The sequence below is a fragment of the Streptomyces sp. NPDC054842 genome (genome assembly GCF_053611025.1).
Map to the genome: position 1 here is coordinate 103,946 of NZ_JBSGZN010000001.1, position 21,036 is coordinate 124,981.

General features: G+C 74.2%; 17 protein-coding genes and 1 pseudogene. 10 read left to right on the plus strand and 8 right to left on the minus strand.

The genetic code is table 11. The annotated features are described in order from the left end of the window. Positions 1–59 precede the first annotated feature (59 nt). Positions 60–602 (plus strand): annotated as a pseudogene (locus ACWGIS_RS00425) (GtrA family protein); the annotation flags it as partial. 239 nt (positions 603–841) lie between these two features. Here ACWGIS_RS00425 and ACWGIS_RS00430 read toward each other — a convergent pair. Further along, positions 842–2,056 carry a thiolase C-terminal domain-containing protein gene (locus ACWGIS_RS00430; protein ID WP_453360183.1) on the minus strand — a complete coding sequence of 405 codons (1,215 nt, stop codon included), beginning with the start codon at positions 2,054–2,056 and terminating at the stop codon, positions 842–844. 244 nt (positions 2,057–2,300) lie between these two features. On the opposite strand from ACWGIS_RS00430, the gene ACWGIS_RS00435 reads away from it, so the two are divergent. Both ACWGIS_RS00435 and ACWGIS_RS00440 read left to right on the plus strand, forming a co-directional pair. Continuing rightward, the gene (locus ACWGIS_RS00435) at positions 2,301–3,506 is read left to right on the plus strand and encodes an acyl-CoA dehydrogenase family protein (RefSeq protein WP_453360184.1); all 1,206 of its coding nucleotides are present in this window, start codon (positions 2,301–2,303) and stop codon (positions 3,504–3,506) included. Further along, complete coding sequence (locus ACWGIS_RS00440; RefSeq protein WP_453360185.1) at positions 3,506–4,009, plus strand: nitroreductase family deazaflavin-dependent oxidoreductase; 504 nt, start codon at positions 3,506–3,508, stop codon at positions 4,007–4,009. The genes ACWGIS_RS00435 and ACWGIS_RS00440 overlap by 1 nt, the downstream gene beginning before the upstream one ends. Positions 4,010–4,223: 214 nt before the next feature. Here ACWGIS_RS00440 and ACWGIS_RS00445 read toward each other — a convergent pair whose 3' ends face one another. Continuing rightward, positions 4,224–4,859, minus strand: a complete 636-nt coding sequence (locus tag ACWGIS_RS00445; protein ID WP_453360409.1) for a TetR family transcriptional regulator — start codon at positions 4,857–4,859, stop codon at positions 4,224–4,226. Between the two features lie 143 nt (positions 4,860–5,002). Here ACWGIS_RS00445 and ACWGIS_RS00450 point away from each other — a divergent pair, with 143 nt between their 5' ends. Both ACWGIS_RS00450 and ACWGIS_RS00455 read left to right on the plus strand, forming a co-directional pair. Next, entirely contained in the window at positions 5,003–5,755 is a 753-nt protein-coding gene (locus ACWGIS_RS00450) for a VOC family protein (RefSeq protein ID WP_453360186.1), read from the plus strand. Positions 5,756–5,976: 221 nt separating this feature from the next. Further along, entirely contained in the window at positions 5,977–8,316 is a 2,340-nt protein-coding gene (locus tag ACWGIS_RS00455; RefSeq protein WP_453360187.1) for an outer membrane protein assembly factor BamB family protein, read from the plus strand. A gap of 207 nt (positions 8,317–8,523) precedes the next feature. On the opposite strand, the gene ACWGIS_RS00460 is transcribed toward ACWGIS_RS00455, so the two are convergent. Further along, a complete protein-coding gene (locus ACWGIS_RS00460; protein WP_453360188.1) occupies positions 8,524–9,228 on the minus strand; it encodes a hypothetical protein in 705 nt (234 codons plus the stop codon). Between the two features lie 130 nt (positions 9,229–9,358). On the opposite strand from ACWGIS_RS00460, the gene ACWGIS_RS00465 reads away from it, so the two are divergent. Further along, positions 9,359–9,994: a hypothetical protein gene (locus ACWGIS_RS00465; RefSeq protein WP_453360189.1), complete on the plus strand. Its 636-nt coding sequence runs from the start codon at positions 9,359–9,361 to the stop codon at positions 9,992–9,994. Positions 9,995–10,078: 84 nt separating this feature from the next. Here ACWGIS_RS00465 and ACWGIS_RS00470 read toward each other — a convergent pair whose 3' ends face one another. Genes ACWGIS_RS00470 through ACWGIS_RS00480 form a run of 3 tightly spaced genes read right to left on the minus strand, consistent with a single transcriptional unit; the run spans position 10,079 to position 12,498 of the window. Continuing rightward, positions 10,079–10,858, minus strand: coding sequence for an enoyl-CoA hydratase/isomerase family protein (locus ACWGIS_RS00470; RefSeq protein ID WP_453360190.1), 780 nt, complete (start codon positions 10,856–10,858; stop codon positions 10,079–10,081). After that, a complete protein-coding gene (locus ACWGIS_RS00475; protein ID WP_453360191.1) occupies positions 10,855–11,316 on the minus strand; it encodes a Zn-ribbon domain-containing OB-fold protein in 462 nt (153 codons plus the stop codon). The genes ACWGIS_RS00470 and ACWGIS_RS00475 overlap by 4 nt, the downstream gene beginning before the upstream one ends. Before the next feature lie 9 nt (positions 11,317–11,325). Further along, entirely contained in the window at positions 11,326–12,498 is a 1,173-nt protein-coding gene (locus ACWGIS_RS00480; protein WP_453360192.1) for a lipid-transfer protein, read from the minus strand. Positions 12,499–12,610: 112 nt separating this feature from the next. On the opposite strand from ACWGIS_RS00480, the gene ACWGIS_RS00485 reads away from it, so the two are divergent. Then, positions 12,611–14,254, plus strand: a complete 1,644-nt coding sequence (locus tag ACWGIS_RS00485; protein WP_453360193.1) for a FadD3 family acyl-CoA ligase — start codon at positions 12,611–12,613, stop codon at positions 14,252–14,254. A 260-nt stretch (positions 14,255–14,514) separates the two neighbouring features. Then, entirely contained in the window at positions 14,515–14,814 is a 300-nt protein-coding gene (locus tag ACWGIS_RS00490) for a hypothetical protein (protein ID WP_453360194.1), read from the plus strand. Between the two features lie 78 nt (positions 14,815–14,892). On the opposite strand, the gene ACWGIS_RS00495 is transcribed toward ACWGIS_RS00490, so the two are convergent. Beyond that, positions 14,893–15,096 (minus strand): hypothetical protein, encoded by a 204-nt coding sequence (locus ACWGIS_RS00495; RefSeq protein ID WP_453360195.1) that lies wholly within the window; start codon positions 15,094–15,096, stop codon positions 14,893–14,895. 298 nt (positions 15,097–15,394) lie between these two features. Next, positions 15,395–18,346, minus strand: a complete 2,952-nt coding sequence (locus tag ACWGIS_RS00500) for a BTAD domain-containing putative transcriptional regulator (RefSeq protein ID WP_453360196.1) — start codon at positions 18,344–18,346, stop codon at positions 15,395–15,397. 223 nt (positions 18,347–18,569) lie between these two features. Between ACWGIS_RS00500 and ACWGIS_RS00505 the strand changes: the two genes are divergently transcribed. Both ACWGIS_RS00505 and ACWGIS_RS00510 read left to right on the plus strand, forming a co-directional pair. Beyond that, the gene (locus tag ACWGIS_RS00505) at positions 18,570–19,817 is read left to right on the plus strand and encodes an amidohydrolase family protein (protein WP_453360197.1); all 1,248 of its coding nucleotides are present in this window, start codon (positions 18,570–18,572) and stop codon (positions 19,815–19,817) included. A gap of 274 nt (positions 19,818–20,091) precedes the next feature. Next, positions 20,092–21,033, plus strand: coding sequence for an LLM class F420-dependent oxidoreductase (locus ACWGIS_RS00510; RefSeq protein ID WP_453360198.1), 942 nt, complete (start codon positions 20,092–20,094; stop codon positions 21,031–21,033). Positions 21,034–21,036: the final 3 nt, after the last annotated feature.

Consider the following 21,036-nt stretch of genomic DNA (forward strand, 5'->3'; position numbering starts at 1 on the left):
ATCGTTGAACCCGGTCGAACCCAGAGGTTCACGGCCCCCGCCGCCCGGAAGGAAACCCCATGAACTCGCTGCTTGCGCCGAAGCCGAAGACGGCGCTCGGAGCGCGGGGTCCCGAGGCGGCGGACGAGGCCCCTACGGACGGCGTACGGAAGGCCCCGGCGGCCGTGGCGGCGCCGGGACCGCTGGCATCCTTCGCCCGGTTCGTCCTGTGCGGCGGGGGTGTCGGAGTCCTCTCCAGCGCCGCGGTGCCGCTGCTCGCCGACGGGCTGGGGTGGCTCCTGGCGAACGCGCTGGTCACCGTCGTCTCGACCCTCCTGTGCACGGAGCTGCACGCACGCTTCACCTTCGGGGCCGGCGGGCGTGCCGGATGGCGCCGGCACTGGCAGTCCGCCGGGTCGGCCACCGCCGCCTACGCCGTGACCTCGGCCGCGATGTTCGTCCTGCACCTGGTGGCGTCCGCGCCCGGCGCGCCGACCGAGCAGGCCGTCTACCTGGGCGCCTCCGGGCTCGCCGGAGCCGGCCGCTTCCTGGTGCTGCGCCTGTACGTCTTCGCCGCGCGCCCCGGCCGACCGGCCCCGGCGGACCGGCGCCCGGTACCCGCCGACGCGACGGTGCCGGCCCCCGGGGAGCTGCACCCCGGCTCCCGGAACACGCGGGGGACTGTGCGACCGGCTCACTCCGGTCCCCGCATCACGCGCGGGGGTGTGCCGCCGGTTCACCCCGCCCTCCGGAAGGCACGGGGGGCTGCGCGGCAGGCTCACCCCGGCCCCCGCAGCACGCGGGGGAGCGTACGGCCGGCGCCCCCGGGACCCCGTGTCACACGTCGGACTGGGGGGCCGGTTCACCCCCGTCCCAGGACCACCGTCCCCGCGGAGCAGAACCAGCCCCCGGTGCCGGAGGCCACCGCGAGGCGCGGCAGCCCGCCGTCGGGGCGCCGGACCTGCCTGCCCTCGCCCGCCTCCCCGCGCAGCTGCCGTACCGCTTCCACGAGCAGGAACAGCCCGCGCATGCCGGGGTGTTGCGCCGACAGCCCGCCCCCGTCGGTGTTGACGGGCAGGTCCCCGCGCAGCGTCAGCCGCCCCTTTTCCACGAAGGCTCCGCCCTCGCCCTTCGCGCAGAACCCGAGGTCCTCCAGCGTCACGAGGGTCATGTAGGTGAAGGCGTCGTAGATCTCGGCGAGGTCCATCTCGTCCGGGCGCAGGCCCGCCCGCCCGAAGGCCAGCCGTCCGCTGACCGCGGCCGGGGAGACCGTGAAGTCGGGCCACTCGGACATCGTGGTGTGCGAGACGTGCTCTCCGGTGCCGAGGATCCACACCGGTGCGGTGCGGCAGTCGCGCACGTACTCCTCGGCGGCGAGCAGGACGGCCGCTCCGCCGTCGGAGCGGATGCAGCAGTGCAGTTTCGTGAAGGGGTCCGCGATCACCGGGCCGGACAGGACGTCGTCGACCGTGACGGGGTCGCGGAACATCGCCTCGGGGTTCGCGGCGGCGTTCGCCCGTGCCTGCACGGCGACCGAGGCGAGCTGTTCGAGGGTGGTGCCGTACTGGTGCATGTGGCGGCGGGCGGCCATCGCGTACTTGGCGACGAGGGTGTGGCCGTAGGGGACCTCGTACTGGAGCGGTCCCCGGGCGCCGAACGAGAGGTCGCCGGTGCGGCGGCCCGCCTTGATGTCGGCGCGGGCGGTGGAGCCGTAGACCAGCAGGACGGCGTTCGCGTGGCCCGCCGCTATGGCGTCCGCCGCGTGGGCGGCCATCACCTCCCAGGTGGAGCCGCCGACCGAGGTGGAGTCGACCCACACGGGCCTGAGGCCCAGGTACTCGGCCACCTCGGCCGGTGCGAGGGTGCCGAGACCGGCGGAGGCGAAGCCGTCGATCACCTCGCGGCCCAGCCCCGAGTCGGCGACGGCACGGCGGGCGGCCTGGGCGTGCAGCGCGTACGCGGTCGTCCCGTCCACCCGGCCGCAGTCGGCGAGGGCGGCCCCGACGACGGCGACCTTGCGTCGTCCCGAGGCGGTGGAAGTCCGGGACGGCCCCGGGGTCCGTGGGGTTGGGGTCACAGATCTGACGGTACATCAGGTTGACTTTCGTCCGGGAGGGGTCCGCCCCCGGGCCCGCCTGCCCCTGCCTTGCCCTTGCCTTTGCCGCGCCCCCGCCCTAGCCCTAGCCCCGCCCCCGTCCCTGCCCTGCCCCTGTCCTTCCGTCGGAAGCCGCCCTAATATGACGGCCCGTCAGATACGTGGTCGGGGACCTGCGCGGGGACAGCCCTCGGCCGGTCGCCGCCCGGGGGGAGGAGCCCCGCTCATGGACGCCCGCTTCACCGCCGAACAGGACGAGATCCGGCGCACCGTAAGGGAGTTGCTGATCAAGCGCTGCGGCTCCGAGGAGCGGCGGGCCGCCGCGCTGGCCCCCGCCGGGCACGACGGCGCGTTGTGGGAGGCGCTCGCGCGGCGGCTCGGACTGCCCGGCCTCGCCCTCCCCGAGACGTACGGCGGGGTGGGCTGCTCGGTCACCGAACTCGCCCTCGCCTGCGAGGAGACGGGGCGTTTCCTCGCCCCCTCGCCGCTGCTCGCCTCGGCCGTGCTGGCCGCCCCGCTGATCCTCGCCCTCGGCACCGCGGCCCAGCGCGCCGCCCTGCTGCCCCCGATCGCGGCCGGGGAGCTGACCGCGGCCCTCGCCGTGCCGGGAGCCGCCCTCGCCACCGCGCTGGGCCTGGTCGGCGACCACCGGGGAGGCTGGGCGGGGGGCGGACGCGCGGGCGGTGTCCAGGCCAGGCGCGTCGACGGACGGTGGCGCCTGTACGGCGAGGCTGCCCAGGTGCTCGACGGGCACAGTGCCGGGCTCCTGGTGGTGCCCGCGCACACCGGAGGGTTCGCCCGGTCACGGACCCTGCTGTTCCTCGTACGGCCCGAGGGGCCCGCCCCGGAACCCGACGGCGGTCTCGTGCGCGTACGGCAGACCGCGCTGGACGTCACACGGCCGCAGGCGCGCGTCGAACTGCGGGACGTGACGGCCGAGTTGCTCGGGAGCGAGGACGCCGACGTTCTGGGACCGCTCGCCGCCGCCGGGGACGGCGCCGCCGCCGTGCTGGCCGCCGAGGCCGTCGGCGCCGCGGACCGCGCGCTGGAGCGGACCGTGGAGTACGTGGGGCAGCGGCACCAGTTCGGGCGGCCCATCGGCTCGTTCCAGGCGGTCAAGCACCGCCTCGCGGACGTCTACGTGCGGGTCCAGGCGGCGCGGTCGGCGGCGTACTACGCGGCCTGGGCGTGCGGCAGCGGAGCCGAGCGGGTGGGCGGGCTGGCGCTCGCACAGGCGCTGGAGGCGCTGCGGTCCGCCGCCGCCGAGGGCATCCAGCTGCACGGCGGCATCGGTTTCACCTGGGAGCACGAGGCCCACCTGTACTTCAAGCGCGCGGCGGGCGACGAGCTGCTGTTCGGGCCCGTGCACCGGCTGCGGGCGCGGGCCGCCGACGCGGCGCGGCTGTTCGACGGGGGAGAGGTGGCGGTCTGATGGCCCGGGGTGTCCGGCTGGTGCAGAAGGTGTCCTCGACCAGGGCCTTCGCCCGGATCGCGCCGCACGTGATCCCGGTCCTCGACCGTGCGGTGCACCGGCTGACGCGGGGCAGGGTGCTGCCGAGCGCGCGGATGCTGCCCGGCGTCGTCCTCACCGTGCGCGGCGCGCGCAGCGGGCTGCCCCGGCGCACGCCGCTGGCCTGCCTGCCGGAGGGCCCCGCCGACGGCGCGCTGCCCGCGGGCGCGCTGCCTGCGGGCTGGCTGCTCGTCGGCTCCAACTTCGGCCGCGCGGGCCATCCCGCCTGGACCGCCAACCTGCTGGCCCACCCGGACGCCGAGATCAGCTGGAAGGGCCGGGACGTGCCCGTCACGGCCCGGCTCCTGGAGGGGGAGGAGCGGGCGGAGGCATGGCGGACGGCGCTGGAGTTCTGGCCGCCGTACGCCGCGTACCAGCGGCGGATCAGCCGCGAGATCCGGCTGTTCCGCATCGTGCCCCGGTGACGGAGGTGACGCAGGTGACGCGGTGGCCCCGAGGTGACGCCGGTGGGGACCGTCGTGAGGGCCCGCCGCATGGGCGCCGCGCCGTGGAGCGGGTGTGCACACAGCACAGCGGGCGGCGGCCCACACCGGTGGACCGCCGCCCGCATGACAGGAAGGGTGTCGAGGAAGAGGAAGAGAGAGGGACGGGAAGTGCAAAAGAGGAAAGGCGGTGGTGCTACTTCGTCGGCTTCTTGCCCGTGACGCCGAGGTGCACCAACATCGCCAGGTTGGGCTTGAGTTCGGCCTGCTTGACGCCCCACGTCTGGAAGCCCCTCTGATGCGAGGCGACCGCCGCGAGCATGGCGACGAGGGAACCCGCCATCGCCGCCGGATTGACGTCCTTGTCGACCTTGCCCTTGGACTGGAGCTCGGTGACCGTGTCCGTAAGGGAGTTGTTCACCGAGTTCAGGATCTTCATCCGGATCTTGTAGAACCGCTTGTCGCCCTCGGCGGCCCCCAGATCGACGACGCGCAGGATCGCGTCGTTCTTCCGCCAGAACTCCAGGAAGCCGTCCACGAGTTCCTGCGCGGTCTGCCAGCCGGCCTTGCCGACCCAGGAGCGGCCTTCGAGCAGCCGGGTCAACCCGGCGCCCTCCGCGGCCATTTGTTCGGCGATCTCCAGGACGGCGCCTTCGACGTCCGGAAAGTACTGGTAGAACGTCGCCGGTGACGTGCCCGCCTTCCGGGCGACATCAATGACTTTGACGTCCCGGTAGGGCGAGGAGCTGAGCATGTCGCTGAGGCAGTCGAGCAGTTTCTGCCTGGTCGCCTGCCCACGCCGCCCGGCCACACGGCCGTCGACGGTACGCACTTGTCCTGTCATGCCGTCAGCTTACCGAGGGGTGATCGGAGCGCGATTCGGCCGACTGCAAATGGGGAGTACGGCCATTTCCGGGGCCCCGGAGGGGGTGCGTCCGCCGTGCGCGGAGCGTGAGCGGCCGTTAGCTTGGCGGCATGGCCGAATCCGCGTCATCCGCCGAGTCCGCCGCTTTCGCGGAGGGCGTCCCCTGCTGGACGGACGCCCAGCTCTCCGACGTCGAGGCGGGCAAGCGCTTCTACGGTGAGCTCTTCGGGTGGACCTTCGAGGAGGCGTACAGCACCCCGCGCACCCCCCGTACCGCCTCCGCGCGGCACGGCACCTCCGTCTGGGCCCACCGGGACGGACAGCCCGTGGCCGCCCTCGCGCCCAAACGGGACGGCCGGATGCCCACCGTCTGGACGGTGTACTTCGCCACCCCCGACGCCGCCGCGCTCGCCCGGCGGATCACGGCGGCCGGCGGGCAGGTGATCACCGACGCGCTGCCCGTGGACTCCCTCGGCACCACCGTGCTCGCCGCCGACCCCGAGGGCGCCGTGTTCGGGCTCTGGCAGGCGGACGGCCACCCCGGCTTCGGCCGCCGCCACCGGCAGGGCTCCTTCTGCTGGGCCGAGCTGTACGCCAGGGACCCCTCCCATTCCTTCTACGAGGATCTCTTCGGCACCCCCGACCAGCCCGACGTCGGCCGCACCGCCGTGTCCGACATCTTCCCGGCCGAGATGCCCCCGCACTTCCTCGTCCACTTCGGCGTCCGGGACTGCGAGGAGGCGCTGGAGACCGTCCGCCGGCTCGGCGGCCGCGTACAGGCACCCCCGTTCGACACCTCGTACGGACGGGTGGCCCTCGTCACGGACAATCAGGGGGCGTCGTTCGCGGTGATGCAGCGCTGAGGCGGGTCCCCGCCCGCGTTCCAGCATCCGGCCGCCGCTTTGCAGAAGCCGCCCGACGTGGTTTTGTCCTGAGACACCCCGATCCGCACCCGGGTTCGCAACCGGTGGCCCGGACAGGAAGAATCAGGGTGCGTGCCGCTGTGGCGGTTCGGTGGTGAGACGCTGCACGGGGCCGCGTTCATACGTGGATGACGCGGCCCGTACGGGGAGGTGGCAGGCAAGTGGTGGATCAGCTGACGCAGCACGATCCGCGGCGGATCGGGCCGTTCGAGGTGCTGGGACGGCTGGGTGCGGGCGGCATGGGGCTGGTCTATCTCGCGCGCTCGGCGTCCGGCCGGCGCGTGGCGATCAAGACGGTCAGGACGGAGCTCGCCGAGGACCAGCTGTTCCGGGTCCGCTTCACCCGCGAGGTGGAGGCGGCGCGAGCCGTGTCCGGCTTCTACACCGCCGCCGTGGTCGACGCCGACCCGCGCGCGGCGGTCCCGTGGCTGGCCACCGCGTACGTCCCCGCACCCTCGCTCGAGGAAATAGTGAACGAGTGCGGGCCCCTCCCGGCCCAGGCGGTCCGCTGGCTGGCCGCCGGCGTCGCGGAGGCGCTGCAGTCCATCCACGGCGCCGGGCTCGTCCACCGCGACCTGAAGCCCTCGAACGTCCTCGTCGTCGAGGACGGCCCCCGAGTGATCGACTTCGGAATCGCCTCCGGCGTCTCGAACACCCGGCTGACCATGACGAACGTCGCGGTGGGCACCCCCGCGTACATGTCGCCCGAGCAGGCCAAGGACTCGCGCAGCGTCACCGGCGCCAGCGACGTCTTCTCGCTCGGCTCCATGCTCGTCTTCGCCGCCACCGGCCACGCCCCGTTCCACGGCGCGAACCCGGTGGAGACGGTCTTCATGCTGCTCCGCGAGGGTCCCGACCTCGAAGGACTCCCGGACGAGCTGCGCCCCCTCATCGAGTCCTGCATGCAGATGGACGCGACGGCCCGGCCCAACCCGGCCGACCTCCAGGCGCAGCTGGCACCGCACCTCTTCGGCTCCGGCTCGGACGACAGCGGTACGGCGTCGGCGTGGCTGCCCGAGCGGGCGGTGGGCCTGATCGAGACGCGCCGCGGCGGCCGTCCCCCCGTGCAGACCGCCGCCGCGTCGGGACGCAGCGGCGGCGGCCGGGGTGTCGTCACCGCGCCGCCGGTACCGCAGCACGCCCCGCCCCGGCCGGCCGCCGGCGCGCCCGACACGGGTCCGGTGCGGCTGGCCGGCGCCCAGGTGCCCATCGGCCCCGGGCCCCGCGTCGCCGACGCCCGCGCCGCCGCCGTGAAGGCGCCCCCTCCGGAGGCGGGCCTCGCCGCGTCCTGGTCCCGTCCGCGCCCCGGCGTGAACGGCGCCGACCCGGCGCCCACCGTCGCACCGCCCGCCCGCGCCCCGGAGTCCCCGGGCGGCTGGCGCCCGTGGCGTTTCCGCATGTCGAACGACGTGTGGGGCACGCCCGCCGTGGCCGACGACCTCGTCTACGTCACCTCCTTCGAGGTGCACGCGCTGGACGTGGCCACCGGCAGACGCCGCTTCAAGACCCGCGACGTCGCCTGGTCGATGGCGGTCGCGGACGGCCGTATCCACGCCTCCGACGGCCCCACCCTCTTCGCCCTGGACGCCCGCGAGGGGGCCGACATCTGGCGCGTGTCCACCGACGCGTGGGTCTACTCCCTGAAGGCCGACCGCGGCACCGTCGTCACCGGCACCCGCGGCGGCGGCGTACAGGCATGGGAGGCCGCCAACGGCCAGAAGCTGTGGGAGATCACCGGCGCCCAGACGGACTTCGAGTCCCCCGAGGCCGGACCCGCCGTCCACGACGGCACGGTCTACGTGTGGAAGGACGCGCGCCTGCGCGCCCTGGAGTCCCGCACCGGCGAGGAGCGCTGGTCGTACCCCATCGGCGACGCGGCCTCCTGCGGCGGCGTCCCCGTCCGGCTGACCCAGGCACCCGACGGATACGTGTACGTGTCCGCCGGCACCCGCGTCCTCGCCATCGACGTGACGAGCGGTCACGTCCGCTGGCACTTCGAGGCCCCCGCGGTCTTCCTCTGCCCGCCCACCTTCGCGCCCGGCCCCGCGGTGACCGGCGGCGGCGTCTACCTCGCCGACTACCTGGGCACCGTCTACGCCCTGGACGCCACCGACGGCCGCGACCGCTGGCGCATCGCGACCGAGTCCCGCGCCTCCGTCGAACCGGTCCTGGTCGCCGCCGGCCACGTCCACGTCGGCAGCGGCAAGGGCCTCTACACCCTGGACGCCGTCACCGGCACCCCGAAGTGGCGCTTCCAGGCGGGCGGCGACATCGTCGGCGCCCCCGCGGTGGCCGAGGGCCGTATCCACTTCGGCTCCTCCGACCACCTCCTGTACACCCTGAAGGCCGACGACGGCCGCCTCCGCTGGAAGCTGGCCACCGGCGGCGAGATCACCGGCGCCCCCGTCGTCAAGGACGGCGTCGTCTACGCGTGCAGCAAGGACCGCTGCGTCTACGCCCTGGACGCGGAGAAGGGCACGGGCACGGCGCGTACGGCGTGACCCGGCCGACCGCGCCCTCGACAGGGGCGCGGACCGTCCCCGGCGTGCGAGGCCGTGCACGCGCCCGGGGACGCACCGCCCGGGAGGCCGAGGGCTGGACGCGGGAGGACGACGGCGACCGGCGCCTGCCGGGCGTCACCTCGCCGGCGTCACCGCTGAGCCGGCGGTCGGGGCACTGCGTGGCGCCGGGACGTCACCTCGCCGGCGTCACCGCTGATCCGGCGGTCGGGGCCACGTGGCCGTCGGCTCCTCCGCCGAACCCGTGCCGCCGGGCTCCCGCGGCGGCGGCCGGTCCGGCGTCGGATCCGGCGGTCCGTAGGGCCCGTCCTGACCGTGCGTCCCGGCGGGCCCGTGCTGCCAGGCGGGCCCGTGCTGCCAGTCGGGACCGGACCGTCCCCCGTGGCCACCCGTGCCGGTGTCCCAGGCGGGATCGGACTGCCAGGACGGCTCGGCGGGCTCCGACGGCGGCAGCGTCGCCATCCGCTCGCGCCGCCCACCGCGCCCCCGCATCAGGGCCGCGCCGATCAGCAGCAGCACCCCGCCGCCCAAAGCGCCCGCGACGCCCGCCCCGAGGCCGTTCCCGTCGGTGTCGACCGTCAGGCCGGACTCGGCCTGCCCGACGCGCACCATCCACAGCACGGCGAACGCGAGCACGGCGATCCCCGCCAGCGCGACCAGCAGCCGCGAGCGCAGCAGGACTCCGACGACGGTCACCACCGCCGCGATCGCGAACGGCAGGAAGAGCGAGGTGAACAGACCGGCGCGGGCGTCGGTGACCCCGGTCCCCGAGAACAGGTCGCCCAGGCGGTAGTACCGGCCGTGACGGCCGTCGTACCAGGCGCGGAATGGGCTCCAGACGGCGGCCGCCGCTCCCAGGAGGGCGATCACCGACCCGAGTACGTTGCGGACCATACGCGGGCCTCCTCACTGCTCTACCAACCGACGCTACGCCGCCCGCCAGGCCCCCGCCACGGCATGGGACGAGAGGGGACGATCCCGTCATGCGGGGTGATCGGACGCGTGCGGTGAGTAGGCTGATCACATGCATTCACGGGGGCGCACACTCAAGTTCACAGCGGTTCTGGCCATGGTCGTGCTCGCGCTGACCGGCTTCTCGACGGGGCGCGGTCACGGCGGCAGCCGTCACGGCGGCGGCGGCGGCGGAGGCGGCGGTTGCAGCAGCTCCAGCCAGAACCACGACAGCTCGTCGTCCACCTCGGGCGGAGGGTCGTACGGCTCGGGCTCGACGACCTCGGGGTCCAGTGGCTACGACGACGACTACTACGACGATGACGACGACGACACGTACGGGAGCAGCAGCACCGGCGGCAGCAGCACGGGCGGCTACAACCGGCGTCCGACCCACCGCTCCTCCTCCGGCAGCGGCTCCTCCAAGGCGGCGCAGGACGGTACGGCGCGGCTGGTGAGCTGCGCGACCGAGCGGGCTCCATACGCGACCGTCGAGGTCACCAACCCGAACGCCCGCAAGGTCACGTTCCGGGTGGACGTCACCTTCTACGACGAGCACGACATCCCCATCCCCGTCACCCGCGGGTACGGACGCGTCGCCGTGCCCGCGAACGGCAAGGAGACCGTCCGCGTGGAGGTCGGCGGCTCGGGACTGGCCGACTCGGTGGACCACTGCGAGGTCTCCCGGACCGCCCCGGCGGAGGACTGAGACCCGGAGCCCCGGACGGGCCGGCCCCCGGCGGCGGGCCCGTCCCCTGTCGCGGGGCGGCCCCAGCGGCGGGGCCGCCCCGGACTAGCGCAGCCGGAACCCGTCGGGCCGGCGGGCGGCGAACAGTTCCGCCTGCCGTCGCGGCGGCAGGTTCCCCAGCGCGATGAGGTGCGGTGCCTGCGCGAAGGCGGGGGCGCTCGCCGCCTCCCGCGCGCTCCACAGGGCGCGCACGGTGCCCTGCACGGCCTCGGGCGGGTAGGAGGCGATGACGGCGGCGCACCGCACGGCGGCCGCCAACGCCTCGCCGGGCGGCGTGAGTTCGGAGACCAGCCCGATCTCGTACGCCCGCCGGGCCGAGAGGCGCTCGGCGGTTCCCATGAGGGCCGTCCGGGCGGCTTCCCCGTACGGCATCCGCTGCACCATGTGGACGGACTCGTAGGCGCTGACCATGCCGTATGTCGTGTGCGGGTCGAAGAACGCGGCGGTCTCGTCCGCGACGACGAACTCGGCCTCGCCCAGCAGGTAGAAGGCGCCGCCGCAGGCCATTCCGGCGACCGCGGCGACGACCGGCTTCCAGAGGCCGTTCGCCTTCGGGCCCACCGTCAGCAGCGGATCGTCCATCATGTACGGCGAGTCGGGCTGCCGGACGGCCGCGCTGCGGTCGATGCCCGTGCAGAACGCGCGCCCCCCGGCGCCCGTGAGCACGACGGCCCGTACGGAGTCGTCGAAGCGGAAACCCCGCCAGGCGGCGGCCAGTTCGGCGGCGAGCGCGAGGTCGATGGCGTTGAGCCGCTCCGGCCGGTCGAGGGTGACGACGGCGACGCCGGTGTCCTTGTCGGTGGCGGTGCGCAGGCCGCCGCTCACGGCCGCTCCAGTACCCAGCGCGGCACCGTCGTGCCCGCGGTCCCGGACGGGTCCTGCGGGTCGGCGGGGCCGAAGACGACCTGCACCCGCGCGCCGATCCGCAGGCGCTCCGGGTCGACGGAGCCGAGCGGTGCGTCGGGCCCGGTGACGAGGTTCCCGACGAGCCGGATCCGCGGCGCCTCCGCCAGCTCCACCACGATCACGTTGTACGGCGCCTGCTCCGCGTAGCCCGGCAGCAGGGGCGGATGCGGCACGACGTAGGACCAGATCCGTCCGCGCCCGCTCGTCCTGCGCCACTCGGAGGCGAAGGAGTGGCAGTGCGGGCAGCAGGGGCGCGGTGGGAAGCGCAGCTCGCCGCAGCCCGGCCGGGCGCAGGCCTGGACGCGCAGTTCGCCCCGGGCGGCGTACCGCCAGAAGGGGGCGCCGTCGTCGTCGGGGACGGGGGACAGCAGGGGCATGCGGGCTCCTCAGGTCCTGAGCAGGAGGGCGGAGGTGGGGACGCCTTCGCCGGCCGTGACCAGGCAGGTGGCGGCCCCCGGGACCTGGGCGGTGCTCGTGCCGCGCAGCTGCTTCACGCCCTCGTTGATGAGGTTGAAGCCGTGCACGTACGCCTCGCTGAGGCCGCCGCCGCCGGTGTTGAGGGGCAGCCGGCCGCCGATCTCCAGCGCGCCGCCCTCGGTGAAGGCGCCGCCCTCGCCCCGCCCGCAGAAGCCGTAGCCCTCCAGCGACAGCGGTACGAGGGGGGTGAAGGCGTCGTAGATCTGGGCCACGTCGACGTCCTCGGGGGTGAGGTCGGCGTGCTTCCACAAGTGCCGGGCGGCGGTCCAGGCGGGCCCGGTGAGCGGGTCGTCGGTCCAGTAGTTGACCATGCCGTGGTGCTGCGCGGGCAGGCCCTGGGCGGCCGCGTGGACGTAGACGGGCCGGTGGCGGCAGTCGCGGGCCCGCGCGGCCGAGACGATCACGCAGGCCAGCGCCCCGTCCGTCTCCAGGCAGTTGTCGAACAGGCACAGGGGTTCGCTGATCCAGCGGGAGGTCATGTACATCTCGCGGGTCAGCGGGCGTTCGTACATCATGGCGCCCGGGTTCTGGTTGGCCCGGTTGCGGCAGGCGAGGGCGACGTTGAACAGGTGGTCGCGGGTGGCGCCGTACTCGTGCATGTAGCGGCGGGCCAGCACGGCGATCTCGTCGGCGGGTCTGAGCAGGCCGAAGGGTCGCGTCCACTGGGCGGGCGTGGGGAGTTGGACGGCGGTGTTCCGCCACGGCCGGGGGCCGCTGCCGCGCTTGCGTGAGCGCCAGGCGACGCCGACGGTGGCCTGGCCGGTGGCGACGGCGGCGGCGAGATGGGCGACCGTGGCACACGAACCGCCGCCGCCGAAGCCGACCTTGGAGAAGTGGGTGAGGTCACCGAAGCCGACCGCCTTGGCGATCTCCACCTCGTCGGTCTCCTCCATGGTGTAGGAGGCGAGCCCGTCGACCTCGGAGGGCGCGATGCCGGCGTCGTCGAGGGCGGCGAGCACGGCCCGGCACGCCAGGGTCTTCTCGGATTCGGGGAGTTGCTTGGCGAAGGCCGTCTGCCCGATGCCGACGACGGCGGTGGCGTCCTTGATCCCGGCCGTGCTCCCCGGCCCGCTTCCCGACATGGGCGCACCTCCGCACGCGGTCCCCGACTGCTGACAGGTCGTCAGGTTACAGCTAATCTGACGGTCAGTCAGCTAGTGGTGTGTCCGGTCGTCCGGTCAGGGGAGGCGTGCGATGCGCGGGGACCTGGAGTGGGGCAGCATCCCGGGGCTGGTGTGGGCGGCGGCCGAGCGGTACGCCGGCACCGAGGCCGTCGTGGAGGGCCGTACGCGGCTGTCGTACGCGGAGCTGGGCGCGCGCGTCGAGCGGGCCGCGGCGGCGTGCCTCGCCAACGGGGTGCGGGCCGGCGACCGAGTGGCGGTCTGGGCGCCCAACACCCTGGACTGGATCGTCTCGGCGCTCGGGGCGGTGTGCGCGGGGGCGGTGCTGGTCCCGCTGAACACCCGCTTCAAGGGGGCGGAGGCGGCGTACGTGCTGTCCCGGAGCCGGGCGAGGCTGCTGTTCGTGACGGGTACCTTCCTCGGGACGTCGTACGTGGCCTCGCTGCGGCGGGCCGCCGGCCGGGGGGAGGGGAAGGGCCCGCTGCCGGGGCTGCCGGACCTGGAGCAGGTCGTGGTGCTGGCGGACGACGCCCCCGCCGACTTCCGTACGGTCAAGGACTTCCTGGTCGACGGAGAGGGCGTCGGGGCGGCGGACGTACGGGCGCGCGGCGACGCCCTCGACGGCTCCTCGCCCTCCGACATCGTCTACACCTCGGGGACGACGGGCCGGCCCAAGGGGGCGATGATCACCCACGGCCAGACGCTGCGGGCGTACGCCGTCTGGTGCGAGCTGTCCGGCCTGCGCGAGGGCGACCGCTACCTGATCGTGAACCCGTTCTTCCACACCTTCGGCTACAAGGCGGGCATCGTCGCCTGCCTGATGCGGGGCGCGACCATGGTCCCGCAGCCCGTCTTCGACGTCGGCACCGTCCTCGCGAACATCGCCGCGGAACGCGTCTCGGTGCTGCCGGGCCCGCCCACCCTCCACCAGTCGCTCCTGGACCACCCGTCCCGGGACGCCCACGACCTGTCGGCGCTGCGGCTGGTGGTGACCGGCGCCGCGGTCGTCCCCCTCCAGCTCGTGGAACGGCTGAGGACCGAGCTGGGGATCGGCACCGTCCTGACCGCGTACGGGCTCTCCGAGGCGAGCGGCATCGTCACCATGTGCCGGCGCGGCGACCCGGCGCCGGTGATCGCCTCGACGTCGGGGCGGGCCATCCCCGGCACGGAGGTGCGCGTGGTGGACGCGTCCGGGACCCCGGTCGCACCCGGCTCACCCGGCGAGGTCCTGGTCCGCGGATTCAACGTCATGCGCGGCTACTTCGAGGACGCCCCCGCCACGGACGCCGTCCTCACCCCGGACGGCTGGCTCCGCACGGGCGACGTCGGCGTCCTCGACCCCGACGGCAACCTCCGCATCACGGACCGCGTCAAGGACATGTTCATCGTCGGCGGCTTCAACGCGTACCCGGCGGAGATCGAGCAGCTCCTCGGCCTCCACCCGGACGTGGCGGACGTCGCCGTCATCGGCGTCCCGGACGCCCGCCTCGGCGAGGTCGGCAGGGCCTACGTCGTACGCCGCCCGCACACCACCCTGACCGCGGACGACCTGATCGCCTGGTCCCGCCGCGAGATGGCCAACTACAAGGTCCCCCGGTCGGTCGAGTTCGTCCCCGCCCTCCCGCGCAACGCGAGCGGGAAGGTGCTGAAGGGGGAGTTGAGGGGACTCGTGCGGCCGGCGGAGGACCAGCCCCGAGAGGCCCCGCCACGCCCCTGACCCGCTTGCGGGCCACTCCTTGGCGACACTGGGTTCGCTTGCCGTATCGGCGGGGGCGGTGCCGACAGTCCGGCTCGCAGCCTGACCGGTACTGGCGGGGGCGTCGCCTACGGCTTCACCATGACGAACGCTGCCGAGGTCGGCCTCGGCAACGATGAAGTCCTCCGTCGCCATGTCCGTGGAGCGAGCCACCGAACAGGGAAGTCAAAGAGCTTCCCACCGCCGACGCACGCGGGGACGAGCCAAGGACCCGGTTGGACATGGGCGTCCTCGCGTACTACCTCAGAGCCACCCAGGTGGTGTACTTCGAGTGCGACGTCGATCTTCCCGCCGGGTCGCCCGCGTACATGAAGCGGGACAAGTACATCGGCGTCGACGTCTACGCCCGGCCGATGAAGGGCACCGGCCTCTCCGCGGTCGAGGCCCGCAAGGTCGGGCTCGACATCATGCTCCAGCTGGCGCACGACCTCGCCGACCGGGCCGGCTGCGAGAACGACACCGGCCTCCCGGACGCGGTCCCGGCGATCAGCGACGCCAACTGGCCCGGTCACCAGGGCTGAACCGGCCCCGGACGCACCTCGGCCGCGACGGCTCCCCCTCCGCGCCGCCGCGGCCGATCCCCCGTGACCGGTGGCTTGTCAGACCTGCTCGTCGGTGATGTGCGTGTCGAGCGGCTTGAGGGTGCCCGCGTCGGCGTCGGTGATGTGGGTGTCGAGCGGCTTGACCGTGCCGGCGTCGGCGTCCGTGATGTGCGTGTCGAGCGGCTTGATCGTCCCGGCGTCGGCGTCCGTGATGTGCGTGTCGAGCGGCTTGACGGTGCCGTCGGTCTTCTTGTCAGCCATGGTTCCTACTCCCCGTGAAGGTGGTGAGACAGCCCGCCCGGCGACTCCCCCGAGGGCCGCCGGGCGGGCTGTGCAAGGGCCGTTCACCATATGTGATGGGCCACTCGCCGATTCGTCTGCCCCCCGACGCGACGGATCGACGAGCTCAGAGTGGCGCAGCGCGATAAACGAACGATGAACGAGCGGGCAGCGGCACCCGAAAGCCGCGGACGGCCCCTACGCGGCGGGCAGCGGCACCGGATGAACTGCGAACAGCCCTACGCGGCGGGCAGCGGCACCGGAAAGCCGCGGACAGCGCCTACGCGGCGGCCAGCGGCGAGAGCAGCGCCCGTACCTCCGTGGACTCGGACGACCCCAGCTCCTCGTAGATGGACAGCGCCTCGCGCCAGCACGCCTGGCCGCGGTCGGTCTGGCCGATCGCGCTCAGCGCCCGGCCGAGGACGGTCAGCACGTTCCCGCGGCGCCAGTCGCCGCCGATCCCGCGCAGCACCGCGAGCGACTGCTCGGCGAGGGCGGCCGCCCGCGCGGGCTTTCCCTCGGTCAGCCGGATCTCCGCCATACGGAAGATGGCCATGCCCTCCCAGAGCCGCTGGCGGCTGTCGCGGAAGACGTCGAGCGCCTCGGTCAGCTCCGCCACGGCCTTGGCGGGGTCGCCCGCCTGCGCGAGCGCGAGGCCGAGCGCGTAGCGCCCGTTGGCGCCGCGCAGGGTGTGCCCGAGATGGTCGTAGATGCCGATGCCCTGTTCGGCGAGCGCGATGGCGCTGGCCGTCTGGCCCATGGCCAGCTGTGCCCGCGAGAGGTTGCACAGGGCGCTGGCCTCACCCGCCAGGTTCCCGTCGGCCCGGAAGCAGGTGATGGCCTGCTGGAGGTACGCCGCTCCGGCCGCGTGCTGACTGCGGTAGACGGCGATGACCCCGAGGTGGTTGGGCACCCAGCAGTTGAGGGCGGCGTCGTCGATCTCGCGCGCGAGCGCCGCCGCCCGCTCCGCCTCCTCCGCCGCCCGGTCGAAGCGGCCGCCGGCCAGATGGGCCTCGGTGAGAGCCGTCCGGGCCCGGGCCTCCGCGCGCGGGTCGCCGGCCCGCTCGGCGGCGTCGCGCGCGCCCACCGCGTTGCTGCCGTAGTCACGGGCGTTCGCGCCGGACTCCGCCAGGTCCTTAGCCGCCCAGAGGAGGTCCACCGCCCTGCTGAGCCGTGCGTCGCCGAGGGACTGGTGGACGCAGGCCAGCAGGCAGTTGGCCTCGGCGTACAGCCAGTCCAGCGCCGCGTGCCGGTCGGCGAACCGCAGCCCCGGGTACTCGGTCGGCTCCAGATGGTCCACCAGCCGGTCCCCGGGACGCTCGATCGCGTACACCCCCGCCGCCGTCGCCAGATAGAAGTCCAGGAGCCGTGACATCGCGGCGTCCCGTTCGGTCGGCGGGTGTTCGTCGCGGTCGGCGCAGGCACGCGCGTAGAGCCGGACCAGGTCGTGGTAGCGGTAGCGGCCGGGCGCGGCGGATTCCACGAGGGACGTGTCGACCAGGGACTCCAGGAGGTCCTCCGTCTCCTCGGCGGGAAGGTACAGGACCGCGGCGGCGGCGGCCAGGGAGATGTCCGGGCCGTCGGCGAGGCCGAGGAGGCGGAAGGCGCGGGCCTGGGCCGGTTCCAGCTGGCCGTAGCCGAGCTCGAACGTCGCCTTGACGGCGAGGTCGCCCGCCTGGAGCTCGTCGAGGCGGCGCCGCTCGTCGGCGAGCTTGGCGGCCAGCACCGAGACGGTCCAGGTGCGCCGGGCGGCCAGCCGGGACGCGGCGATCCGGATCGCGAGCGGGAGGAACCCGCACGCGGCGACCACGTCAAGCGCGGCCTCCCGTTCCGACGCCACCCGCTCCGCCCCGACGATCCTGGTGAAGAGCTGGAGGGCCTCCTCCGGGGACATCACGTCCAGGTCGACCAGGTGCGCCCCGGCGAGGTCCACCATGCGCACCCGGGAGGTGACGAGCGCCGCGCACCCCTCCATCCCGGGGAGCAGCGGGCGTACCTGCGCGGCGTCGCGGGCGTTGTCCAGCAGGACCAGGACGCGGCGGCCGTCGAGGGCCGACCGGTACAGCGCGGAGCGCTCCTCCAGGGAGTCGGGGATGGCGGAGTCCGGAGTGCCGAGGGCGCGCAGGAAGGCGCCGAGCACCGTCTCGGGTTCGGCGGAGCGGGCCCCGGCGCCCTGGAGGTCGACGTAGAGCTGGCCGTCGGGGAAGGCGCCGCGCGCCTGGTGCGCCACGTGCACGGCCAGGGTGGTCTTGCCGACGCCGCCGATGCCCGCGAGGGCGGAGACGGCCATCACCCGGCCCTCGGCGTGCGACGCGGCGGCCAGGACGTCGCTCAGTTCCTGGACGAAGGCCGCGCGGCCGGTGAAGTCGGTGACGGTCGCCGGGAGTTGCGCGGGCCGTACGGGTACGGCGACGGGTTCCGCGGGCGGCGCCGAGGGTTCCGCGAGCCCGGGGTCCGCCCGCAGGATGCGCTGCTGGAGCTCCTGGAGGCCCGCCCTGGGGTCGACGCCCAGCTCGTCGGCGAGGAGGCGCCGGGTGTCGGCGAAGACCGCGAGGGCCTCGGCCTGCCTCCCGGAGCGGTAGAGCGCCAGCATCAGGAGTTCACGCAGGCGTTCCCGCAGGGGGTGGGCGGCCGTCAGGGCGGTCAGTTCGGACACGGCCTCCGCGTGGCAGCCCTGCTCCAGGTCCATGTCGAGGCGCGTTTCGAGGAGTTGGAGCCGCCATTCCTCCAGGCGGGTGCGCTGGGTGTCGGCGTAGGGGCCGGGGACGCTCGCGAGCGGCTCCCCGTCCCACAGGCCCAGCGCCTCGTTGAGCAGGGCGCGGGCCCGGCACAGGTCGGCGGCGGCCCTGGCCTTCTCGGCGTCGGCGGCGAGCTGCTGGGCCCGCGCCAGGTCCAGGGCGCCCGGGTCGGCGAGGCGGATGGCGTAGCCGCCGGACTCGCTGACCAGCGTGCCGGGGTTGAGGACCTTGCGGAGCCGGGACGCGTAGGTGCGGACGGCGGCCAGTGCCTGGGACGGGGACTCCTCGCCCCACAGCGCGTCGATCAGCTCGGAGGCCGTCGCCGTACGCCCCTCGCGCAGCAACAGCGCGGCGAGCAGGGCACGTTGCTGCGGGGACCCCATGGGCAGGGGCTCCGCCCCCCGCCAGGCGCGCACCGGGCCGAGCACGCCGAAGCGCAGCGCCACCGAGTCCTCGGGGCTCCGCTGCTCCGGCACTCGCGGTACACCGTCCATCGCTGTCCCCCTGCCGACCGTCATGACAACGAGGCCAGTTTGCCTTGTTCATGGCGGATGCGTCAGCCGTGGGAGACAGCGATCACAGGGGGCCGCCCGGGACGGCACACAGTCCTCACACGCTCTCCCCACAGTTGCGCCCGGAGCGGGCCGGCGCGGACGGCGGAAGCGGGTGGGCGACAGGGAGCTGACGGGCCGTCAGATCGGCGCTACGGTGACTCGTATGGAGACCACGGAAACCACGCGGAGTCCCGCGCCGTCCTTCCCGAAGATCATCTCGGTGGACGACCACACGGTGGAGCCGCCGGGCGTCTGGCAGGACCGGCTCCCGGCGAGGTACCGGGACCGGGGCCCGCGCGTGGTCCGCGCGCCGCTCAAGGAGATGACGTTCCTGGGCGGCAGGTTCGCGCCCGTGATGGGCGCCCCGGGCGACGACGGGCCGATCGGCGACTGGTGGGTGTACGAGGACCTGCGCCGCCCGCTGACCCGCCTCGACACCGCCGTCGGCTACGCGCGGGACGAGATCAAGCTGGAGATCATCACGTACGAGCAGATGCGGCCCGGGTCGTACGACGTGCCGCAGCGGCTGGCCGACATGGACGTCAACCACGTCCAGTCGGCGCTGTGCTTCCCCACCTTCCCCCGGTTCTGCGGGCAGACGTTCACCGAGGCGGACGACCGCGAGCTGGGGCTGCTCGGGGTGCGCGCCTACAACGACTGGATGGTGGAGGAGTGGTGCGGGCCGGCGGCCGGGGGGCGCCTGATACCCCTGACGCTCGTCCCGCTGTGGGACGCGGAACTGGCGGCAGCGGAGGTGCGGCGCAACGCCGCCCGGGGCGTGCGCGCGGTGGCCTTCTCCGAGATCCCGCCCCACCTGGGGCTGCCCTCCGTGCACACCGACGACTGGGACCCCTTCCTCGCGGCCTGCGACGAGACCGGCACGGTCGTCGCCATGCACATCGGCTCCAGCAGCCGCATGCCCTCGACCTCCGCCGACGCCCCGCCCGCCGTCGGCTCCACCATCACCTTCGCCAACTGCTGCTTCTCGATGGTCGACTGGCTGATGAGCGGCAAGTTCGAACGCTTCCCGGACCTGAAGGTGATGTACGCCGAGGGCCAGATCGGCTGGATCCCCTACATCCTCGAACGCGCCGACGTGGTGTGGGAGGAGAACCGCGGCTGGGGCGGCGTCGCCGACAAGGTGCACCGGCCGCCGTCGGAACTCTTCGCGGACCACGTCTACGGCTGCTTCTTCGACGACGCCTTCGGGCTGCGGAACCTGGACGCGATCGGCGTCGGCAACGTCCTGTACGAGACCGACTACCCGCACTCCGACTCGACCTGGCCGAAGTCCCGCGAGGTGGGCGAGGCCCAGATGGGCCACCTCGCGCCGGACGTGGTCGACCGGATCGTACGGCGCAACGCGATCGAGCTGCTGGGACTGACGGACGACGGACTCTGGACGGCGTGAGCGACCGGCCCGCCGGGCCCGCCTTCACCGGAGGCCCGCACACGCTGACCCCCGCCGGAGGCCCGCACCCGCTGACCCCCGATCGAGGGCCCGCCCGCGGTGACCTCTCGCCCGAGTGCGCCCGCGGTGACCTCTCGCCCGCGGTGACCTCTCGCCCGAGGGTGCCCGCGGTGACCTCCCGGCGGCGACCCGCCCCCGCGACCTCCCGTCCGGGGCGCCGCGCACCACGAGCACGACACGGACATGACGACCGTCACCTGAGGGGTGCGCGCCCATGGAGATGCCGCCGCAGGGACGACTGGCGTACGGGATGCAGCTTCCCGTCCAGTCGCAGAGCACCATCTACGCCGAGCCGTGGGAGGCGGCGGCGGGCCCCGGCGACCTGGCCGAGATCGCCCGCACCGCCGACCGCTCCGGCTTCGCCTACCTCGCGAGCTGTGACCACGTCGGCGTCCCGCGCCGCCTCGCCGACGCCATGAGCACCGTCTGGTACGACCCCGTCGCGACCCTCGCCTTCCTGGCGGGCGTGACCGAGCGCGTCCGGCTGCTCAGCCACGTCGCCGTCGTCGGGCTGCGCCACCCGCTCGTCACCGCGAAGCAGTACGCGACGCTCGACCACCTGTCGGGAGGGCGGCTGGTGCTCGGTGTCGGCGCCGGACACGTGCGGGAGGAGTTCGAGGCGCTGGGCGTGGACTTCGAGCGGCGGGGCGCGGTGCTCGACGAGTCCATCGACGCCCTGCGTGCCGCGCTCGGGCCGGAGGAGTATCCCGAACACCACGGCGAGCTCTACGACTTCGGGGGCCTCGGGCAGCGCCCGCGGCCCGCGCAGGAGCGGGTCCCGGTCTGGGTCGGCGGGTCGTCCCCGGCCGCGGTGCGCAGGGCGGCCGTCCGCGGGGACGGCTGGCTGCCGCAGGGGGACCCGCGCGAGCGGCTCCCGGAACAGATCGCGCGGCTGCACCGGCTCCGGGCGGAGGCGGGCGTCGGCGGGCCCGTCGTCGTAGGCGCCATCACCGAGCCGCTGTACGTGGGGGAGCCGGCGTGGGACGTGGGGCGGCGGACGCTCCGGGGGGCGCCGGACGCGCTCGCCGAGTCGCTGCGCGCGTACCGGGCGATGGGGGTGCACCAGATCCAGGTGCGGTTCCGGTCGCGGAGCCGGTCCGAACTCCTCGACCAGATGACGGCGTTCGGGGCGGACGTCGCGCCCCACCTCGACTAGGGA

Excerpts from the sequence above, each read along its gene's own strand:
- ACWGIS_RS00505 (WP_453360197.1), top strand. The coding sequence starts at position 18,570 with ATGGAGACCACGGAAACCACGCGGAGTCCCGCGCCGTCCTTCCCGAAG.
- ACWGIS_RS00495 (WP_453360195.1), bottom strand. The coding sequence starts at position 15,096 with ATGGCTGACAAGAAGACCGACGGCACCGTCAAGCCGCTCGACACGCAC.
- ACWGIS_RS00475 (WP_453360191.1), bottom strand. The coding sequence starts at position 11,316 with ATGCCCCTGCTGTCCCCCGTCCCCGACGACGACGGCGCCCCCTTCTGG.
- ACWGIS_RS00510 (WP_453360198.1), top strand. The coding sequence starts at position 20,092 with ATGGAGATGCCGCCGCAGGGACGACTGGCGTACGGGATGCAGCTTCCC.
- ACWGIS_RS00440 (WP_453360185.1), top strand. The coding sequence starts at position 3,506 with ATGGCCCGGGGTGTCCGGCTGGTGCAGAAGGTGTCCTCGACCAGGGCC.
- ACWGIS_RS00485 (WP_453360193.1), top strand. The coding sequence starts at position 12,611 with ATGCGCGGGGACCTGGAGTGGGGCAGCATCCCGGGGCTGGTGTGGGCG.
- ACWGIS_RS00450 (WP_453360186.1), top strand. The coding sequence starts at position 5,003 with ATGGCCGAATCCGCGTCATCCGCCGAGTCCGCCGCTTTCGCGGAGGGC.
- ACWGIS_RS00490 (WP_453360194.1), top strand. The coding sequence starts at position 14,515 with ATGGGCGTCCTCGCGTACTACCTCAGAGCCACCCAGGTGGTGTACTTC.
- ACWGIS_RS00465 (WP_453360189.1), top strand. The coding sequence starts at position 9,359 with ATGCATTCACGGGGGCGCACACTCAAGTTCACAGCGGTTCTGGCCATG.
- ACWGIS_RS00460 (WP_453360188.1), bottom strand. The coding sequence starts at position 9,228 with ATGGTCCGCAACGTACTCGGGTCGGTGATCGCCCTCCTGGGAGCGGCG.
- ACWGIS_RS00500 (WP_453360196.1), bottom strand. The coding sequence starts at position 18,346 with ATGGACGGTGTACCGCGAGTGCCGGAGCAGCGGAGCCCCGAGGACTCG.
- ACWGIS_RS00435 (WP_453360184.1), top strand. The coding sequence starts at position 2,301 with ATGGACGCCCGCTTCACCGCCGAACAGGACGAGATCCGGCGCACCGTA.
- ACWGIS_RS00480 (WP_453360192.1), bottom strand. The coding sequence starts at position 12,498 with ATGTCGGGAAGCGGGCCGGGGAGCACGGCCGGGATCAAGGACGCCACC.